General features: G+C 68.5%; 17 protein-coding genes and 1 pseudogene. 11 read left to right on the forward strand and 7 right to left on the reverse strand.

Annotated features, from left to right (window positions below):
* Positions 1-74: 74 nt before the first annotated feature.
* Positions 75-974, reverse strand: a complete 900-nt coding sequence (locus FRCN3DRAFT_RS0222165; RefSeq protein WP_007509144.1) for an SDR family oxidoreductase — start codon at positions 972-974, stop codon at positions 75-77.
* Positions 975-1,061: 87 nt separating this feature from the next.
* On the opposite strand from FRCN3DRAFT_RS0222165, the gene FRCN3DRAFT_RS0222170 reads away from it, so the two are divergent.
* Positions 1,062-1,631 carry a TetR/AcrR family transcriptional regulator gene (locus FRCN3DRAFT_RS0222170; protein WP_051466339.1) on the forward strand — a complete coding sequence of 190 codons (570 nt, stop codon included), beginning with the start codon at positions 1,062-1,064 and terminating at the stop codon, positions 1,629-1,631.
* A 38-nt stretch (positions 1,632-1,669) separates the two neighbouring features.
* Here FRCN3DRAFT_RS0222170 and FRCN3DRAFT_RS0222175 read toward each other — a convergent pair whose 3' ends face one another.
* Positions 1,670-2,047 carry an oxygenase MpaB family protein gene (locus tag FRCN3DRAFT_RS0222175; protein WP_007509141.1) on the reverse strand — a complete coding sequence of 126 codons (378 nt, stop codon included), beginning with the start codon at positions 2,045-2,047 and terminating at the stop codon, positions 1,670-1,672.
* A 200-nt stretch (positions 2,048-2,247) separates the two neighbouring features.
* On the opposite strand from FRCN3DRAFT_RS0222175, the gene FRCN3DRAFT_RS0222180 reads away from it, so the two are divergent.
* Positions 2,248-2,784, forward strand: a complete 537-nt coding sequence (locus tag FRCN3DRAFT_RS0222180) for a hypothetical protein (RefSeq protein ID WP_131803565.1) — start codon at positions 2,248-2,250, stop codon at positions 2,782-2,784.
* A gap of 332 nt (positions 2,785-3,116) precedes the next feature.
* On the opposite strand, the gene FRCN3DRAFT_RS54205 is transcribed toward FRCN3DRAFT_RS0222180, so the two are convergent.
* The 3 genes from FRCN3DRAFT_RS54205 to FRCN3DRAFT_RS0222190 form a co-directional block, all read right to left on the reverse strand.
* Positions 3,117-3,641: a hypothetical protein gene (locus FRCN3DRAFT_RS54205; protein ID WP_007509137.1), complete on the reverse strand. Its 525-nt coding sequence runs from the start codon at positions 3,639-3,641 to the stop codon at positions 3,117-3,119.
* Positions 3,642-3,893: 252 nt separating this feature from the next.
* A complete protein-coding gene (locus FRCN3DRAFT_RS51715) occupies positions 3,894-4,685 on the reverse strand; it encodes a NucA/NucB deoxyribonuclease domain-containing protein (RefSeq protein ID WP_007509135.1) in 792 nt (263 codons plus the stop codon).
* Positions 4,686-5,550: 865 nt separating this feature from the next.
* Positions 5,551-5,763: a hypothetical protein gene (locus FRCN3DRAFT_RS0222190; protein ID WP_007509134.1), complete on the reverse strand. Its 213-nt coding sequence runs from the start codon at positions 5,761-5,763 to the stop codon at positions 5,551-5,553.
* A 117-nt stretch (positions 5,764-5,880) separates the two neighbouring features.
* Here FRCN3DRAFT_RS0222190 and FRCN3DRAFT_RS54210 point away from each other — a divergent pair, with 117 nt between their 5' ends.
* The 4 genes from FRCN3DRAFT_RS54210 to FRCN3DRAFT_RS54215 all read left to right on the forward strand — a co-directional run bounded on the left by FRCN3DRAFT_RS54210 (position 5,881) and on the right by FRCN3DRAFT_RS54215 (position 9,145).
* Positions 5,881-6,039: a hypothetical protein gene (locus tag FRCN3DRAFT_RS54210; protein ID WP_007509132.1), complete on the forward strand. Its 159-nt coding sequence runs from the start codon at positions 5,881-5,883 to the stop codon at positions 6,037-6,039.
* 438 nt (positions 6,040-6,477) lie between these two features.
* Positions 6,478-6,828: an endonuclease VII domain-containing protein gene (locus FRCN3DRAFT_RS57840; RefSeq protein WP_007509128.1), complete on the forward strand. Its 351-nt coding sequence runs from the start codon at positions 6,478-6,480 to the stop codon at positions 6,826-6,828.
* Between the two features lie 441 nt (positions 6,829-7,269).
* Positions 7,270-7,617 (forward strand): hypothetical protein, encoded by a 348-nt coding sequence (locus FRCN3DRAFT_RS0222205; RefSeq protein WP_007509127.1) that lies wholly within the window; start codon positions 7,270-7,272, stop codon positions 7,615-7,617.
* 505 nt (positions 7,618-8,122) lie between these two features.
* Complete coding sequence (locus FRCN3DRAFT_RS54215) at positions 8,123-9,145, forward strand: NsdA family TPR-like regulatory protein (protein ID WP_007509125.1); 1,023 nt, start codon at positions 8,123-8,125, stop codon at positions 9,143-9,145.
* 276 nt (positions 9,146-9,421) lie between these two features.
* Here the strand turns inward: FRCN3DRAFT_RS54215 and FRCN3DRAFT_RS55230 are convergent, their stop codons facing one another.
* Entirely contained in the window at positions 9,422-10,144 is a 723-nt protein-coding gene (locus FRCN3DRAFT_RS55230; RefSeq protein ID WP_131803566.1) for an FmdB family zinc ribbon protein, read from the reverse strand.
* Positions 10,145-10,371: 227 nt separating this feature from the next.
* Here FRCN3DRAFT_RS55230 and FRCN3DRAFT_RS0222215 point away from each other — a divergent pair, with 227 nt between their 5' ends.
* Positions 10,372-11,247 (forward strand): oxygenase MpaB family protein, encoded by an 876-nt coding sequence (locus FRCN3DRAFT_RS0222215; protein WP_035925085.1) that lies wholly within the window; start codon positions 10,372-10,374, stop codon positions 11,245-11,247.
* Positions 11,248-11,301: 54 nt separating this feature from the next.
* Here the strand turns inward: FRCN3DRAFT_RS0222215 and FRCN3DRAFT_RS45685 are convergent.
* Positions 11,302-11,778 (reverse strand): annotated as a pseudogene (locus FRCN3DRAFT_RS45685) (oxygenase MpaB family protein); the annotation flags it as partial.
* A gap of 238 nt (positions 11,779-12,016) precedes the next feature.
* On the opposite strand from FRCN3DRAFT_RS45685, the gene FRCN3DRAFT_RS0222225 reads away from it, so the two are divergent.
* The 4 genes from FRCN3DRAFT_RS0222225 (at position 12,017) to FRCN3DRAFT_RS0222240 (ending at position 18,707) form a co-directional block, all read left to right on the forward strand.
* Positions 12,017-14,707 carry an alpha/beta fold hydrolase gene (locus FRCN3DRAFT_RS0222225; RefSeq protein WP_007509119.1) on the forward strand — a complete coding sequence of 897 codons (2,691 nt, stop codon included), beginning with the start codon at positions 12,017-12,019 and terminating at the stop codon, positions 14,705-14,707.
* Positions 14,704-15,666, forward strand: coding sequence for an ABC transporter permease (locus FRCN3DRAFT_RS0222230; RefSeq protein WP_007509117.1), 963 nt, complete (start codon positions 14,704-14,706; stop codon positions 15,664-15,666). Before FRCN3DRAFT_RS0222225 ends, FRCN3DRAFT_RS0222230 begins: the two co-directional genes overlap by 4 nt.
* Positions 15,667-16,001: 335 nt before the next feature.
* Positions 16,002-17,378: an NADP-dependent succinic semialdehyde dehydrogenase gene (locus FRCN3DRAFT_RS0222235; RefSeq protein ID WP_007509115.1), complete on the forward strand. Its 1,377-nt coding sequence runs from the start codon at positions 16,002-16,004 to the stop codon at positions 17,376-17,378.
* 96 nt (positions 17,379-17,474) lie between these two features.
* The gene (locus FRCN3DRAFT_RS0222240; RefSeq protein ID WP_007509113.1) at positions 17,475-18,707 is read left to right on the forward strand and encodes a cytochrome P450; all 1,233 of its coding nucleotides are present in this window, start codon (positions 17,475-17,477) and stop codon (positions 18,705-18,707) included.
* Positions 18,708-18,763: the final 56 nt, after the last annotated feature.

Raw genomic sequence — 18,763 nt, forward strand, 5'->3', positions numbered from 1 at the left:
TCCCGGCCCGGACCGACGCGGCTTTCCCGCTGGTCCGGGCCGGGATGGCCGTCGACTCCGTCAGCGCCCCGCGGTCACGCGGGCAGCGCGTAGGCGCCGGCGGCGATGTCCTCCAGCAGCGTCGGGCCGGTCGGCGTCCAGCCGAGCAGCTCCCGGGTACGGGCGTTGGACGCGACCGCGTCCATACCGAAGAAGCGCCCGATCCAGCCGAAGTGAGCCTCGGCGTCCGCCGGCGGGACCGACGCCGTCGGCAGGCCCAGGTAGTCCCCGATGGCGGCGGCGATGTCGCGGGAGGGGATGCCGCCCTCGGCCACCGCGTGCACCCGTGAGCCGGCTGGGGCCTTCTCCAGCGCGAGGCGGACGAGCCGTGCGGCGTCGGAGCGGTGCACGGCCGCCCAGCGGGTCGCGCCGTCGCCGATGTAGCCGGCCACCCCGGCCTCCTTGGCGATCCTCGTCAGGGTCGCGGTGAAGCCGTGGTCGCCCATGCCGTGCACGGTCGGGGAGAAACGCAGCGCCACCGTGCGGACCCCCCGGTCGGCGAAGTCGAGGGCGAGGTTCTCGCTGCCGCCGCGCATCGAGTCCGCGCCGCGGAACGGCGAGGCGTCGTCCTCGGTCAACGGCCGCCCGATGGCGCCCGACGCCAGCCCGGAGGCGAGCAGGAACGGCCGGTCGCTGCCCTTGAGCGTGTCGAGCATCCGCTGGACGGCGGCGTGCTCGGTGCGGCCGGCGCCGGCGTAGTCGGCGAAGTCGTGGTTGAAGGCGAGGTGAATGACGCCGTCGGCGGCCTCGGCACCCGAGGCCAGGCTGTCGAGGTCGTCGAGGCCGCCGCGGTGGGCGGTGGCGCCCTTGGCCGCCAGGGCGGCGGCCGACTCGTCGGAGCGGGCGAGACCGACGACGTCGTAGCCGTGGGCGAGGAGCTCGTCGGTGACGGCCGAGCCGATCCAGCCGGAGGCGCCGGTGACGAAGACGCGCATGGTGGGCTCCCTTTCCGCAGGTATGTCAGTGACTGACATCAACCGTAGCACCCCATGTCAGCTACTGTCATCACTACACTCCTCGGCATGGGCCGATGGATGCCGGACGCGCAGGGGCGGATGATCCGCGCCGCGGTGGAGCTGTTCGCCGAGCGCGGCTTCGAGCAGACCACCGCCGGCGACATCGCCGAGCGCGCCGGCGTCACCGAGCGCACCTTCTTCCGGCACTTCGCCGACAAGCGCGAGGTCCTCTTCGACAATTCGAAGACCATGGAGCGCAAGGCCTACGACGCGATCCTGGCCGCGTCGGCCGGCCTGTCACCACTGGACGCGGCGCTGGCCGGGGTGGTCGCGGGTGCCAGCCTGCTGGAGGACCGCCGCGACCACGCCGTCCGCCGGTCCCGGATCATCGCGGCCAATCCGGGTCTACAGGAGCGCGAACTGCTCAAGCTCGCGGCCATGGCCGAAACGGCCGCCGAGGCGCTGCGCGCGCGTGGAGTCGCCGAGCCCACCGCCAGCCTCGCCGCCCACAGCGCGGTGACGGTCTTCCAGGTCGGGTTCGCGCACTGGGTCTCCGACGAGGTCTCCGCCGAGAGGCCCCCTGGCATCGCCGCCTGCATCGCGGAAGCCGCCGCGGCGTTACGCGCCCTGACCTGACCCAGCCGCCGGCCACCCCGCGTGGGCCGCGGACGCTGTCAGGGCGCCGGCTGGTGAACCTCTTCGGATGGCGCGGGCGGGCGGTTCGTCGCCCAGCGGACACCGGCCACCACGCCCCAGCCGGCCAGCCGGCCGACGGTCCCCTCGACCACCGGCAGGTAGGGCAGCCGCAGGGGCCACCGCGTCCAGGCGGGCATCAGGCCGACGGCGGCCGCCCCCAGCGCGGTGTACGGCACCCGGGCCGCAAGCGGGAGCGGGGCGCTGACCAGCAGGTACCGCGCGGCCTGGCGTGCCGGCGGCGTGCCGGCCAGCTCCGGCCCGTCTACCCGCAGGGGGCGGCGCTCCCGAGGAGGGCGAGGGCAGCCCCGGTGATAGCGCTGGGGGTGACACCCCGGACAGCGGGGGTGAGTCGCCACAGGACGACGCTGGAGCGCCCGACGGCGACGGGAACGACGCCCCCGACGACGAGGACGAGGTGGCGAAGCTTCGTAGGCGCCTACGGGCTGCCGATCGCCGGGCGTCCGCGCTCGAGAAGCAACTGAAGGAGTGGGACAGCCGCCCCGAGTCGATCGAGACTCGGCGTCTTGCCGATCGAGCTGCCGAGCTTGAGGCCCAGTTGGAGGCCGCGCGGGGCGAGAGCAGGGCAGATCGGATCAAGGTCGCCTTTCACCGCGCCTCTCACGAAGTGCAGTGGCACGACATCTCGGATCCGCTTGGTGTCATCGAGAACGCGCCGGGTGTGGTGTACGACCCTGAGACCGGCCGGGTGACGGGCATGAAGGAAGCCGTCGCCGACCTGGCGAAGCGGAAGCCTCACTGGGTCAAGGGCAATCAGCCGACCGGCGCTCCCAGGGTGGAGCCAGGGAACGGCGTCGTGACAGCGGAGAAGGCCGCCGCGCTGGTCAACAAGTACCCGTCGCTTCGTGGTGGCTCGCGCGCCCCGGCGAGCCAGCCCAGCGGCGAGCCAGGCGATACCGGCGCCGAGCTGAGGAGGAAGTACCCCGCCCTCGCGGAGAACACAGGCCCGAAGGCCAAGCCCCGATCGGATGCCGAGTGGGAACGGAGGAAGGCCGAGCAGAAGGCCAAGCCCGCGATCACCGACCAGGCTGCCCTGTGGGACAAGTACCCGGGCTTGCGGCCGGGGTCGCTCTGATAGGTCCTCGGGGCACCGCAGGACGCGCGCCCTGATCGACGCACGCGGGGCGTTGTCCACTCGCCGCACGACGCCGTCAGGCGCCTCTACGACGTGCCCTCGCGTCGCACGTCACGACGTGCGCGCGCACTGTGCCCCGATCGCCTGACCAGTCCACAGCCCCCGCTCAGCCTCACCGACGCCGGCTGACGGGGGGTGTGGAGTAGTCAGCCGCAGGCGTAGCGCGGGTAGAGGGATTCGGACCGGTCGTCGCTGAAGTTGTGGATTACGTTGATGATTCAGCCGGTCGCCGCGAACGTCACTTTGGCGATCTTCGCCACGCGCATGCCCTATCATGGCTGCCCTGGCTGATAAGGTCCTTCGGCAGCCAGAGCCCTCCCAATCTCGCTGGTGATCTTGTGGACGAAATCAGGTGCCGGCTCTCCTGGCCATAGGGAGATGCGGATGACCTCGGGCCACGGGCTGCGCTTGGCCTCAACCCGGAGTCGATAGTTGCCAGCGCCGAACGGAAGAGGTTCGATATTCTCGCGGTAATTAGCATATGCGTCTGTAATGAAGAGCGCCGATTCGGTCGGCGACCATGACGTTTCGATAGCGTCATCCGCTTCTTCCCAGAGGGGTGGAGCGCTTTCGTAGGCGATAATCTTGACAGTCGCCTCGGCAGCTTCTGGGTCCACTGCCGAATCCGAAGCGCAGAAGATACGAACTAGACCCCCGTCGACCGCTAGGAGCGGATCAATCGGGAAGGACATGCCGAGGGATGCGACAGAGCCGTCACAGAGAAAAAGAGCCCAATCGGCAATTTTTCTAGGGCCGCTGAAGAGAACGTGTCGTCCACTACTGCTTGCCGCCGCCATAATATTGCTCCTTACGGCAGTTCCGAAACCAGGCCATCATATTTTAGCAGAAGTCGTCTTCTTGTGATTTTGCTAGCTTTGAACGCGGAACGCAGTCAGACCGTGCCGCGCGCATAGGAGCAAGTGCGCACGGCACGGTCCTCTACTGGAACAGGCGCAGCGGAGCCAGGGGGCCACGCTCTCGCATCCGCTTGCCTGCCCTCCGGGTTAGGCGAGCCAACCGGAGTAGCGCTGTCCGGTCCCGGTCCTAGTTTACGACGCCGGGTCCAGCACTACGTGGAATGCCTCGCCGTTGAACAGGCGGTTGTCTGTGTAGAACTTTCCGAGGTCCTGCGACCCATGAAGACTGTTCTCGGTCGACGGCACGTGCCACGTGTGTCCGCCGGCTCCGCCCTCCAATGTTGACGCGTAGGGATATTCGTCGCAGGTATCAAGAGGGCCGCTTGCGACAAAACCTGCGCACGCCGCGTTCCGATTTGACTGCCTTGTTCGCCCGCTCGGATCCTTCCCATCAATAAGTCTGTGGAGAGTCGTGGGCTTGCCAGCCACGATGGCGTCCAGGTCACCTAGCCAAACGTTCGGGTAGGCGGACCTGTGTAGGACATAGGTCGGGACGAATTCATCATGAATGCATCCGCTAATAGCGACCTGACCGGATTCGGAGTCGCACTGGATCCAGTTTGTGTAGCCCTGATCAAAGTGGGTGAGGCCAATCGCCTCGCCGATACCGAAGTCCCCGGAGGCGAATGGTCGGAATGCTGAAATTTGGTCTCCCGGCGAATCGAACGAGACGGAGGAGATTTGTGAGATATTCATCGCCAGATTCATCAGATGCGTGCCGATGAAAATAGAGCAACCAGGACTGGCTAGGCAGGAGACGTCCTGGGACCACCTGACTTGCGGCATTGGCTCCCCGACGTTGTCGGTGAGCACGACGCCGACCTTCACAGTATTCAGGAGGCGGGACTTGGCGTTAAGCTGCGAAAGTATGAAGCTCGTCGCTATGGCTTGGCTGACGACGGTGTTATTGCGTCTATACTGCACCAGCCCCTGACTGCCCGTACAGCCTGAAGTACGGGAAGCAAGGATTATGGGATCAGCGGGAGGGCTCGGCATTCTACCGCAGGATTCTGGGTCCAGTGCATCAGCGAGGTCTTGAATCGGGCCAGCCACGCTCGATGGGGCGAGTCTGGCGGTTGATTGCGGGTGCAGAGGTGTATAACAGGCCTGCGTGCCAGATGCACTGACCGCGCCGCACGTGGATTCGGCGGTAAGCCCGGCCAGCGGCGGTGTTTCCGACGCGGCGCTTGCCGAAGTCGTTCCCGCCAAGATCGCGAGACCGATACCGGCGGCCACCGAGAGAGAGATACCTCTCTTAGGTCGTCTGGGGGGACGGAGGCGTCTCAGCATCAATAGCTTTGGCACGTGGGGGCGCACCTCTCTGCCGTGATGCGGCATCGTTTTGTGCCACGCCAAAATAGGCTCATGGGCAAAGGTCGGTTAGAGAGCCGTTGACTTGACGGTCAAGGCTTTTACGCGCTTGTGGCGCATCGGAAACATAACTCGATGCGTCGTCCTCCGCCGCGCTTTGGCGAACCCCCAGTAGAGGACGACGCAAGGTGGGTGACTCCGTGTAGCGCGATCGCACAGGGTGAGGTTTCAGTCTTCGCCGATTCGCGTTTCTGAACGGTAAACGATCAATCTTCCGGCCGGGACGCTGCAGTCTGTAAGCGACCTCGTAACTAACCGTTGAATGTGACTTACGCCACTGCTCGCCGAGACGAGAACTGGAGCCCTCGCAACGTCACGAATCTGGCGATGGACGTCGAGGACCCGCCCACCGAGCAACTCGGGGAGACCCTTGCTGGGTATGGCGGTCCACACCGCTCTGACGGGGGGTGTGGAGTGGTCAGGCTTCGCCGCGCCAGCCGGGGCGGTTCGCGTCAAGCCAGGTCTCGACCTCGGTGCGTAGCCACAGGCGGGTGGTGCCGTCACGCGAGACGAACCAGGGCTCTGGGAACCGACGCTCGCCCACGATGACCGAGGCCCGCTGGCGACTGACGCCGAGGGCTTCGCGGACGTCGCCGAAGGTGATCAGGTCCTCAGGTCGGACGTTGCCCACGGGCAGGACTGTCAGTCATTGGCGTAAGTAGCTGTCTCATCCCCTGACCTATGTCAATGGGCACGCCAGGCTGGGCCATGCCTCGCGCGTCGCGCGTCTTGAGCCCAGGGAGCCCCGATGTCCGCCCCGTCCACACCGCCCGATAACGAGCCCAGGGGCGCCGTAGGCGAGCCCACCCCGACCGACGAGCCCGACCCACTCGAACGCGACGCCGGGGCGGTGTGGGACTGGCGGAGCGTCGTCACTACCGACGAGCTGTCGCGGCCTACCCGGTGAGCGACTCGACGGCTTCGGCACTGGCTGTCCGGTCTACCGTCGTCGCCGAGTGCGCACGGGTACGTGGTGCCGGTCCCCGGACGGTAGGCAGTGGCCGAATGACGGTTGCCGTCGTACTCGGCGACGATGGCCAGCCCGCGGGAGCCTACGGCCCATACCCCAGCGTGATGTACGCCCAGACGGCAATGACGCTCGCCGGCATCGACCGATGGCGGCCCGTCCCATGGGCGCTCACACCACCACCGGCGGTCAGAAACCGCCTGGCTGGCTTCTGACGGCCGCCATTCCTGTCTTTCAGGGCCATCACTCGCGACCGAAAACCCATGAGGTTCGACGTTAGCGCGCTAGCGGAACTCCCATTTTTGAAGGAAGTTGAGATTCCGCACTCCTAGCACTTAGCGTTGATCTTGACGATCCGACGCCCCTAGGAGACCGGAAATGTCCTACGACCCCGAAGCTCGACGGACGCGCCGGCAAGAAAGGTACCGCAGAAGGAAGGAGGCCGACCCGAGGCATGGTCTGACTCGGAATCTATGGTCCCACTATGGCATAACCATTGAAGAGTGGGACAGGCTGCTCATCGCCTCGTGTGGGCTGTGCGCCATCTGTGCCCGGCCGTTCAGAAACACCCCGAAGGAGCCGCACGTCGACCACAACCACCGGACGGGCGTGGTCCGGGATCTGCTCTGCGCCCCGTGCAACCGCAGACTTGAGGCACTAGAAGCACCCGGTTTCGTGCGGGCCGCGCACGCATACCTCCTCCTCCACCGCCAGGCCGCTGGGGTTTAACCTAGCCGAGGGTGCCATTGGCCGATATGAAAGATTATGTAGAGCTCGAAGCGCCCATATCGCCCACCGCTGTTGCGCAGCGTCGATAGTTCGTCACGCCAGCCGGCTTTCTTCACGCTCGGTAATTGTGACGCGGCGTGAACCCTCACCCGTCACACAGCGTCAAGATGACCGATCACCTGCGGGCGCTGATCGGTGGCTGAGTCCGCGCGAGATAGCGCCTCGGCGAAGCACCCCGTAACGGCGCTGAGGCGGGTGCTGACGGGGCAACGGCCCCTATGCCGAGGTCTAGCATTCCGGCGCCAGGTGACGCGCGCACAGAGCATGAGCGGTTTTCCTCGGCGATGTCTCCACGTGCTGTTGCTCAAAGTTTTCCTTTAGATGGCGCTCCCCCTCTCCTAGCGTTGTCTCAACGCCCCACCGATACAAAGGAGCCCGACAATGACCGAGCCCGTCAAGGCCACCCGCACCCGCAAGCCCCGCACCGCCGCGAAGCCCGCCGAGGCCCAGGCCGCCGAGGAGGTCGTCACCGTCGAGGAGGTCGCCCCGGCTGAGCCGATCGCCGACACCGAGGCCCAGGCCGACGACGTGACCACGACCGAGACCGACGACGTCACCCCGGCCGGTGTAAAGAACACCGCCGAGCCGGCCGCCGAGGAGAAGCCGAAGCGGGCAAACACCAGCCACACGACGTGCGACCACCCGTCCACCAAGGCCGCCCGCGCGAAGTGCCGTCGCGATCGTGCCAAGGCCGCCGAGCCGACGCCGGCCGAGGCTGCTACCGCCTGACCGCAATACTGATAAAGGCCCCCGCCCGATCCGTCGCGATCGGGGAACGGGGGCCTTTCGGTGGACGCCCTCACACCGGCCCGTGCAATGTGTGCGCCGAGTGCACGCGTTGACAACGTTGGCAAAAACGATCTCTCGCCCTCGCATAGTCGGCGTTCGGGCGATTTGCCCCTCGCTCGACGTGCGCACATGCGTGACGCGAGGCGGCGTGTTGAGGCGCTCTGAGATCGCCGTAGGGCAAGTGGAACGCGCGTCGCGTGTCATCGATAGGGGCACGTCGATCGGAACGTCACGGTCGCGCTGAATAGCCGCGATCTTTCCCGAAAGCGCTCAGAGGGGCCGCCGCAAGCCGATATTTTCACCGAGGGGGCGACTCTCGGAAGCCAAGTCGTGGCGCACCGTTGTGGTCTCCCTGGGTGACAGGTCGGACACCGATAGGGGATGATCGCCACATGGGCTGGTGGCTACAGTCGACTTCTCTGCGTCAACGACGGACGATCGATCCATGGACTTCGCGGAACCACCACCACGAGGACCGACGATCGACCGCCGAGGCTTCGTTCACCTACTGCTCGCCGGCGCGGGCGCTGGGCTCGGGGGCGGGCTGGTGAGAGAGCCGCTCGACGGGCCTAGCCTGATCCTCGAATCGGTCACCCGCACCGTCAACGCACTGGCCACGGGCTATTCGTCGACCGACCCGCGCAGGATCGGCACCGCCCTGAACCACGCCGAACGGAACATCACCAAGCTGGTTACCGGTCGACCATCGCCAACCCAGATGCGCGACACCAAGGCCGTGTACTCCCGGCTGTTGACGATCTCGTCGGCCGTCGCGGACGACACGGGCGACTACGACGAGGCGATCCGCACGGGCGAGCTGGCGGCCAGCCTCGCGACCGAGGTAGGCGACGCACAAACCAGCGGCTACGCCTGGTCGATCGTGTCCGGCGCGCTGCACCACTCGGGCCGCCACCGCAAAGCCGTGGACATCGCCCAGCGGGCCAAGAGCACCGCGGGTGCCTCGCCGTCCGGCGTGATGGCCCTCCTGGAGGAAGCCACAGCGGCCGCCGCGATGGGTCGAGCCCACACCACCATCGACGCCGTGATGGCCGCCGAGGAGCAGCACGGCAAACTGTCGGACGCCGCATGGGGAAACCCAGGCTTCGGCTTGCTCGGCACCTACCACCCGAGCAACCTCAAAGCGTTCGCCGGCTCGGCCCTGGTCGAGGTCGGGCTGTTCGACGAAGCCACACCCCGCCTGGAGGAAGCCGCCGACATCCTGGCCGGCTCACCAGCCGCAGGCATCCGCGCGTACGTCTGGGTGTACCAGGCTCGGGCCGCGCTCGGCCAAGGCGACGTCGACAAGGCACACGCGGTGGCCTCCAAGGCCGTCGCGATGGCCGACGCCCGACCCACAGCGTTCATCGCGGGCTCGGTCGTCCAGCTCGACCTCATGGCTGGTGGCGAGTTCTCAGACCTCGTCGACCGAGTCAGACCATGGGGCTTCTCGCCGCCCTCGACGGTGTAGCCGGGTGGGTGTGGAAGATCGACTAAAGTCGGATCGTAGATCTTTTAAAGTAGGTGGCGCGGTGCGGGCGACCGACTGAACGGATCGATCGACGCACCGCGCCGGTGGTGGAGGATCACATCACGTGACTCGGTCCTACACCTGAGGTACGGTTACCTCTGCGAACAGCAGCCAAGGGGCTCCCGGCAAGGATCTTTGGCTTACTGCCCGGCGGCGACCGGCGGGTGCCGTCACACCCCACTCGACCGGTCGCCGTGCCTGGTGATGCCAGCCATTTCACTCACCTCCGTCTTCCTCGACCTTAGCGTCATCCCGTTTGGGAGACGAAGTCTCGATCCTGTATTTTTTCGAAGCCTTCCCATTGCCGCATTTTGGGCAGCGAGCGTTCTGCGGGAGAGAGACAAAGATCTCACCGCAATCTTGGCAGGCATACCGAATAGGACGTCTCGCCCCTGTGTATGGCTCCAATGCGAGCGCTTGGCCTGATATCTGCCACCGGCTGTCGTCGGTTCGAGCTACAAGACCGAGATCCTCCGCCCTCTTGAGGGCGCTGTACACGCTCTGAGCTGGCGCCGCCCAATGCTTCTCCACCCATCCGCGCTCTTCGAACGCCTTGAGGACATCCGCAGGGCGGAGAGGGTGCGGCGCATCAGTGAGAACCTCCACTACCCGCTGGGCAGCGACGCTCATCTTGTGGGGAGCCGGCGACACCTGTGGTTCGTTCGAGGCCAGTGGACTACCGGTGGTTTCCGTTCGAGCACTACCGGTCGGCGCGAAGTTCCGTCGAGGTGGCACAGGTCGCTTGCGCGTTCTCTTCTGCTGATCTAGCAGCGCCTTGACGGCATTTTGCGCTTGCCTCGCCTCCACTAGACGCGCTTCGACGATCTCAAGTCGTCGGGAGGCATCTTCATGCTGAACGAGCAACCTAAAGACTTCCTCGTCCGCAGCCCGCACTGCAGCCTCAAGGGCGGCGATGAGGTCCGAGGGCTCCATGGTCACAGCAACCACCGTAGTGGATGAAGGAGGTCTTGTCTAATCCTAAAGGTCAACAGAGGGACAACGTCGCTTCATCACCAAAGACGGGATACTTATACCGGGGAGCTGGTCGGTCGCGCGCGCGGGGGGTGTGGAGACAGCAGCCGTGCCTTAGGTCGCCGGGCCTTGGTCGTGCCTTACGGAAGCCCCAAGCCCCGCCCGATGCGCGGTGCTCGGCGCATGATGGGGGCATGGTGGCCAGCACGGTCGTGCTCGAACGGACGGAGGACCTGCGGATCTGGCTCGGCGGCCACGTGTTAGGCCGGGTGGCTGGGTCCGAGGGGCCGGCACGCCGGGAACGGATCTTCGAGGCTCCTGGGAAGCGCTGGTTCACCGAGGATCGGCCCATCCGCCGCGTACACGCGGATGCGTCGATGTTCGTGGGCGGCCTGCGCGCGCTACTGCTCCAGTCGCTGCACCCGCTGGCCATGGCCGGGGTCGCCGAGCACTCGGACTACCGCAACGACCCGTGGGGACGTCTCCAGCAGACCAGCTACTTCCTCGCTATGACGACCTTCGGACCGGCCGAGGGAGCCGAGCGCGCCGTCTCCCGGGTGAAGGGCGTACACCGCCGAGTCCACGGCACCGCGCCTGACGGCCGCCCGTATGACGCCTCCGACCCGCACCTGCTGCGGTGGGTGCACGTGGCGGAGACAGATAGCTTCCTTGCAGCATTCCAGCGGTACGGCCACACCAAGCTGAGTCCCGAGGAGTGCGACGGCTACATCGCCGATATGGCTGTTGTCGGTCGACACCTGGACATCCCTGATCTTCCCGAGACGCGCGAGGAGTTGGACACCGCGATCCGGGAGTACAGACCAGAGCTGGCTGGAACCCCAGAAGCCCGTTCGGCTGCTCGGTACCTACTGCTTCAGGCACCCCTCCCCCTGCCCGCGCGACCGCCTTACGGCGCTCTGGCCGGAGCCGCCGTCGGTCTCATGCCCGCCTGGACGCGGTGGCCTCTGAGGCTGCCCTACCTGCCCGTCGCCGAGGAGACCGTGGGTCGCATCGCGGGGCAGTCGATCGTTACGACGATCCGGTGGGCGATGGGACCTAGGCGCGCCTGAGGCTGAGCACGGCGTCTCCGGCGAGCGAGCCTAGTTGTGACACGGGCGATTTGAACTGTCCACCTCCGCGAGATGCACCCAGCGCAGCAGATGCGGGTCGGAGGCCGCGTACGGCCGCCCGTCAGGCGCCGTCCCGCTGACCCGGCGGTGCACACCCTTCACCCGGGCGACGGCCCGCTCCGCCTCGTCGGCCGGCCCGAACGTCGTCGCGGCCAGGAAGTAGCTGGTCCGCTGCAGGCGGCCCCAGGGGTCGGCGCGGAAGTCCGAGTGTGCGGCCACCCCGGCCATCGCGAGCGGGTGCAGCGACTGCAGCAGCAGCGCGCGCAGGCCGCCGACGAACATCGCCGAGTCGCCGTGGACCCGCCGGATCGGGCGGCCCTCGGCGAGCCACCGCTCGCCGGCGGCCTCGAAGATCCGTTCACGCCGCCGCGGACCGTCCGGTCCGGCCACCCGGGCGAACACCTCGCCGCCGACCCACGAGCGGATCTCATCCGCGTCGACGGGCAGCCTGGGCACCCTGGGCAGCACCATCACCCCATCATGCGCGCGGTCCCGCCGGTCGGCCTGATCGAAAGACTGTGAGTATGTGGTCAGACCCTCGGGTTGATGCGGGGCCGACCCGGAACGTTACGGTCGACGTGGCCCGCGCGTTCCGGTGACCCGGTGCCTGACGTCTGGCCATCGTCCGGACACTCGCGTGCGGCGAAAGGAGCGGCATCCCGGTGGCACCTGTGGACTGGATCGGTATCCGTCGGCAGGACCAGACCCGGTGAGGGCCTTCCTCAGGCGCCGGCGTCGTCTCGTCACCGTCACGGCGGTCGCGCTCCTGGCCGTCGTCGGCGGCCTGATCGCGCTGGCCTCGACCGGCAACGACGACTCAGTCCGGACCCGGTCCCAGTTCGTCGCCGGCGTCGCGGAGAACGGCTCGTCGGTCATGCTGGACACGACCGTCTACCTGCCGCGGTCGACGCCTGCGCCGGCGATCCTGCTCGCTCACGGGTTCGGTGGGTCCAAGGACGACCTCGCCTCCACGGCCCGTTCCTTCGCGCGGCGCGGATACGTCGTCCTTGCCTACACGGCGAGGGGCTTCGGTCGGTCCGGCGGCCTGGTTCATCTGGACGCGCCGGAGTACGAGGTGGCGGACGCGAACAAGCTGATCACCTACCTGGCCACGCTGCCGCAGGTGTCGAAGGACGCGCCCGGCGACCCGCGTGTGGGCGTCGCCGGCTCGTCCTACGGTGGCGCGCTCGGGCTGCTCGCGGCGGGCAATGACAGGCGGATCGACGCGGTCGCGGCCGACATCACCTGGAACGACCTGTCGCAGGCGCTGTTTCCGAACGCCGTCCCCACCGATCAGGCGGCCCCCGCCACCGGCCAGCCAGCCGCCGACCAGCCAGCCGCTGACCGGGCGGGCGTCTTCAAGAAGCAGTGGGCCGGCGTGCTGTTCACCTCCGCCGCGGCCCAGCAGCCCGGTGAGTGCGGACGGTTCGCGCCGGACCTGTGCGCCGCCTACCAGCGGGCGGCCGCCACCGGACAGGCGGACGCGACGATCCTGTCGCTGCTGCGGGCGTCCAGCCCTGCCAGCGTGCTCGACCGGATCACGGTTCCGACGCTGCTCATCCAGGGCGAGCGGGACTCGTTGTTCTCCCTCGGCCAGGCGGACGCGAACGCCCGTGGCATCGCCGCCCGGGGCACGCCGGTGAAGGAGGTCTGGCGAACCGGCGGCCACGACGGGACGACGTCCACCGACGTCCTGGTCCGCAACGTCGACGACTGGTTCGCTCCGGTACTGCTCGGGCACGGGCAGCTCGACACCTCGTTCGAGGTCGGCGTGCCCGGCAGCAGCATCTCCACCCAGACCGGGCAGACCGTCCCACGGGTCCTGCGCGCGGACGACGCCGCGACGAGCCGACGGACCGACCGCGTGACCGTCGCCGGCCCGCCGCAGACCATCTACGCGCCGGCCGGTGGCAGTCCGGCCGCCATCACCACCATCCCGGGCCTGGGCAACCTACTTGCCAACGCGACCGCGCTCTCGAGTTCGGCGGGGTCGATCTCGGGGTCGGGATCCGAAACCGGGGCTGAAACCGGGGCCGGGGCCGCGGCCGGGCTGACTGGTCTGGCCACGATTCCCGGCCAGGTGGCGGCGTTCGTGTCTGAGCCGCTGCCCGTGGGGATGCTCGTGGGCGGATCATCGACGATCGCCCTGCAGGTGACCGCGCGGGATACCACCGACGCGACGCTGTTCGCCTCACTGCTCGACGTGCCGGCGGACGGGACTCCCGACCTCCCGAACGGCCTGGTGGCGCCGATCCAGCTCACCGGCCTGCGGCCTGGCGAAGCGAGGACCGTGACGGTGGCCCTGCCGGGCATCGTGACCCAGATACCTGCCGGTCACCGCATCGTGGTCGCCATCGGCACCACAGACTCGGCCTACCAGCTGCCGGCCTCCCCCCGCAGCTACGTCATCGCGCTGGCCGGCACGTCGCTGCGCGGTGACCTGGCCATCGCCACGATCGACGGGCACATCGGGGGGGCCAGCCTGCCGTGGATCTGGCTGGTGGTGGGTGGCGCGGCGATGGCGGCGCTCGTGCCCGGCGCGCTGGTCGCGCGCCTGCGCCGCCGGCGCCGGCGTGCCGTCGACGCCGAACTGACGACGGTGCCGGTGGTGATCGAGGGCCTGGTCAAGGAGTACGGCGACGGGTACCGCGCGGTCGACGGGGTGAGCTTCCGGGTGGAGGGCGGCCAGGTCGTGGGGCTGCTGGGTCCGAACGGCGCGGGGAAGACCACGGCGCTGCGCGTGCTCATGGGGCTGATCAGGCCGACGGCGGGCACCGTGCGCCTGTTCGGTGAGCTCGTCGAGGCGGGGGCGCCGGTGCTCGCCAAGGTCGGGACGTTCATCGAGGGCCCCGGGCTGCTGCCGCACCTGTCGGGCCGGGACAACCTGCGCCTGTTCTGGGCGGCGACCGGCCGGCCGCCGGCGGACGCGCGGTTCGACACCGCGCTGGAGATCGCCGGCCTGGGATCGTCGGTCGAACGGCCGGTCAAGACATACAGCCAGGGCATGCGCCAACGCCTGGCGATCGCGCAGGCGATGCTCGGGCTGCCTGAGCTGCTGGTGCTCGACGAGCCGACCAACGGCCTGGACCCGCCGCAGATCGCCGAGATGCGGGAGGTCCTGCGCCGCTACGCCACGACGGGCCGCACCGTCGTGATCTCCAGCCACCTGCTCGCCGAGGTGGAACAGACCTGCACCCACGTCGTCGTCATGCACAAGGGGAAGCTCGTCGCGGCCGGGTCGGTGGAGGAGATCGTCGGCATGGGCAGGACGCAGCTCTCGGTCGCGGACCCGGAGGAGGCGCAGCACATCCTGGCGGCCGCCGGCGTGCCGTCACAGATCATGCCGGCCCAGCGCTCGTTGGAGGAAGTGTTTCTCAGGATGGTCGGCGCGGATCAATGACGACACCACCCGGCAACGAGCTCGGCGAGTTTCGGCCGCCTCCCACCCAGCGCGGCGCGCACGACCTGCTGGTGGACACGGCCGAGTCCCACGACGCCGAGACCCGCGACACCGGCTTCCGGCCCGAGCGCACGCTGCGAACACGCGTGGAGTTCGTCCGGCAGCTACGCCGCCGGCGGACCCACCTGGTCGCCCTGATCCTCCTGCTGTTGCCGCTGGCCATCGCGCTCGCCTTTCAGGCGAGCTCGCCCGGGTCGGCGTCGGGAAACAACAACGGCAACTTCTCGGGACCGCTGCTGGCGACGCTGGCGACGAAGGGGGCGATCAACTTCGCCCTGTTCACCGAGTTCGCCTCGGCGTCGTTCCTGCTGGTCGTGCTGGTCGCCCTGTTCTGCGGCGACACGGTGGCGAGCGAGGCGAGCTGGTCCTCGTTGCGCTACCTGCTCGCGATCCCGGTGCCACGCGCGCGGCTGCTGCGGCAGAAGCTGATCGTCGCCCTGTCGTTGAGCCTCGGCGCGAACGTGCTGCTGCCCGCCTGGGCACTGCTGGTCGGTGGCCTGTTCTTCGGGTGGGCGCCGGCGCAGTCACCTCTGGGTGGTTCGTTCACCACCGGGGAAGGGCTGACGAGGCTGCTGATCGTCGTCGGCTACGCGAGCCTGCAGTCGCTGCTGGTCGCGGCGCTCGCGTTCCTGTTCGGCGTGCTCACCGACGCCCCGTTGGGCGCGGTCGGCGGCGCCACCATGGTCGTGGTCCTGTCGAACATCCTCGACTCGATCGCCGCTCTGGACCCGTACCGCAGGTTCCTGCCCACCCACTTCCAGTACGCCTGGCTCGACGCGATCGGACCCGGCGTCCAGTGGGACAACATGATGCGCGGAAGCGGCCTGGTCCTGGTCTACTCGGCGGTCCTCTTCGCCCTGGCCTGGTGGCACTTCCAGCGCAAGGACATCGTCAGCTGACGCCTCCGGCCGGGGCCTGACCGCGAGACGAGTGTGCACTCACCTATCTAAGGTAGCGAGCGTTCGCTCATGATGCTACGGTCCGCCGGGAGGCCGGGAGAACAGCCCAGGGAGGCGGACGTGTCGACGGATCCGCGTTACCGGCGGGGCCCCGGGTTTTACTCGCCACGAAGACCGGCATCGACCGGGTGGTGGCCGCCGCCCGCCTGGCGTCCGGCGATGGTTCATGGCCGGATGAGCCCGGCCGGCCGCGCTGTCGCCACCCGTGCGGCCGGTCTTTCCGGATCAGCACCGACTAGCGGACGTCCCCGCTGAGTCCTCGAGGAGTGAGTGGCATGGCGATCCAGACCATCAACCCGGCGACCGGCGCCGTCCTGAAGACCTTCGACCCGCTCAGCGCCGACGAGATCGACGCCAAGATCGCCCGCGCGGCCGAGACGTTCACGAGCTACCGGCGCACGACGTTCGCCGAGCGCGCCGGCCTGCTGCGCGCGGCGGCGGACCTGCTCGACGCCGAACGCCGCGACATCGCCGTGACGATGACGACCGAGATGGGCAAGACGCTCGCCTCCGCCGAGGCCGAGGCGGCCAAGTGCGCCAAGGGCCTGCGGTTCTACGCCGAGCACGCCGAGGCGTTCCTGGCCGACGAGCCGCTCGACGACCCGGCCGCCGTCGGGGCGAGCCGGGCGTTCGCCCGCTACCAGCCGCTCGGCGTCGTGCTCGCCGTGATGCCATGGAACTTCCCGCTGTGGCAGGTGACCCGGTTCGCCGCGCCCGCGCTGATGGCCGGCAACGTCGGCCTGCTCAAGCACGCCTCCAACGTGCCGCAGTGCGCGCTCTACCTGGGAGACCTGTTCGCCAGGGCCGGCTTCCCGGAGGGGGCCTTCCAGACCCTGCTGATCAGCGCGCGCCAGGTCGAGGCGGTGCTGCGCGACCCGCGGGTCGCCGCCGCCGCGGTCACCGGCAGCGAGCCCGCCGGCCAGTCGGTCGCGTCGATCTGCGGCGACGAGATCAAGAAGACGGTGCTCGAGCTCGGCGGCAGCGACCCGTTCGTCGTCATGCCGTCGGCCGACCTGGAGCGGGCCGCCACGGTCGCCGTCACGGCCCGGTGCCAGAACAACGGCCAGTCCTGCATCGCCGCCAAGCGGTTCATCGTCCACGAGGACGCCTACGCCGAGTTCGCCCGGCTGTTCACCGAGAAGATGGCCGCCCTCACGGTCGGCGATCCCATGGCCGCGGGCACCGACGTCGGGCCGATCGCCACCGAGCAGGGACGCGTCGATCTGGAGGAGCTGCTGGCCGACGCCGTCGCCAAGGGCGCGACGGTGCTCTGCGGCGGGAAGTCGCAGGAGGGCCCGGGCTGGTTCTTCCCCCCGACGGTCGTCGCCGACGTCACCGACGCCATGCGGCTACACCTCGAGGAGGCGTTCGGCCCGCTGGCCACTCTCTACCGGGTGCCGGACCTCGACGCGGCTCTTGAGATCGCCAACGCCACCACCTTCGGCTTGGGCTCGAACGCGTGGACCAATGACCCGGCCGAGCAGGACCGGTTCGCGAACGAACTCGTCGCCGGCGCCGTCTTCATCAACGGCATGACGACCTCCTACCCGGAGCTCCCCTTCGGCGGAGTGAAGCGGTCCGGCTACGGGCGTGAGCTCGGCGCTGTCGGCATCCGGGAGTTCTGCAACCAGAAGTCCGTCTGGGTGGGCTGACCCCAGGGACGAAGCCATCCATTTATATCGTTGGGAGGACATGTACCAGGAGGCTCGTCACACGGCTGCCTCCGCCGACCTGGGTTGGGGAGAAGCATGACAGCGGCGAGCACCGCCACCGCGCCAAAGATCGACCTGCTCGACGCGGCGTCGTTCGCGAACGGCCAGCCACACGACCAGTTCAGCTGGCTGCGCGAGCACGACCCGGTACACCGCCACGACGAGCCCGACGGCCCCGGCTTCTGGGCCGTCACCCGCTACGAGGACGTCCGGCACGTCGCCCGCGACCCGGGCACGTTCTCCAACTCGCCGTCCGTGCAGATCGCCGACATACACGGCGACGGCGCTTCGGTGGGCGACCACCAGATGATGCTGATGATGGACCCGCCTCGGCACAGCAGATACCGCAAGCTCGTCAGCCCCGACTTCGTGCCCCGCTCCGTCAAGCCACTCACGCACCGGGTCGAGGCGCTCGCCCGGCGGATCGTCGACGCGGTCATCGAACGCGGCGAGTGCGACCTCGTCGACGACCTCGCCGGCGAGATGCCGTCCCTCGTCATCGCCGACCTGCTCGGCATGCCACTGGAAGACGGCCGGGAGCTCTACAAGCTGACCGAGCTGATCCACGCCGTTCCGGACACCGTGCCGGAAGGCACCCAGCTCAACGCGGCGATCAAGATGTTCACCTATGCGAGCGAGCTCCAGGCGTCCAAACGCCGCAACCCCGGCGAGGATCTCTCCAGCCGGCTGCTGGCCGCCGAGGTCGAGGGCCACCGCCTCGACGAGATGGACTTCAACCTGTTCTTCATGCTTCTCATCGACGCCGGCGGTGACACCACCCGCCAGCTCGTCGGCGGCGGCCTGCACGCCCTGTTCGAGCACCCGGAGGCGCGGGCCGCGCTGACGGCCGACCTGGACGGCCGCCTGGACCCGGCGATCGAGGAGATGCTCCGCTGGGTCAGCCCCGTCGTCTACATGCGCCGGACCGTCACGACCGACACCGAGCTGCGCGGCCAGAAGATCAGCGCGGGCGACAAGGTCGTCATGTACTACGGCTCCGCCAACCGCGACGAGCGGGTGTTCACCGACCCCCAGACGTTCGACATCACCCGCTCCCCCAACGACCACATCGCCTTCGGCAGCGGCGGCCCGCACTTCTGCCTCGGCTCCCACCTGGCCCGCGTCGAGATCGCCGCGCTGCTGCGCGAGATCCTCACGCGGATGCCCGACATCGAGCCCGCGGGGCCGACCACCTGGCTGCAGTCGAACTTCATCTCCGGCCCCCGCCACCTCCCGATCCGCTTCACCCCGGGCCCGAAACTCGGCTGAGGACGGCGCGACGGCCGATCGATCACCCGGTTGCCGAGGGTGACAGCGCGGTGGAT

Origin of the sequence: Pseudofrankia saprophytica (genome assembly GCF_000235425.2) — a bacterium.
GTDB lineage: Bacteria > Actinomycetota > Actinomycetes > Frankiales > Frankiaceae > Pseudofrankia > Pseudofrankia saprophytica.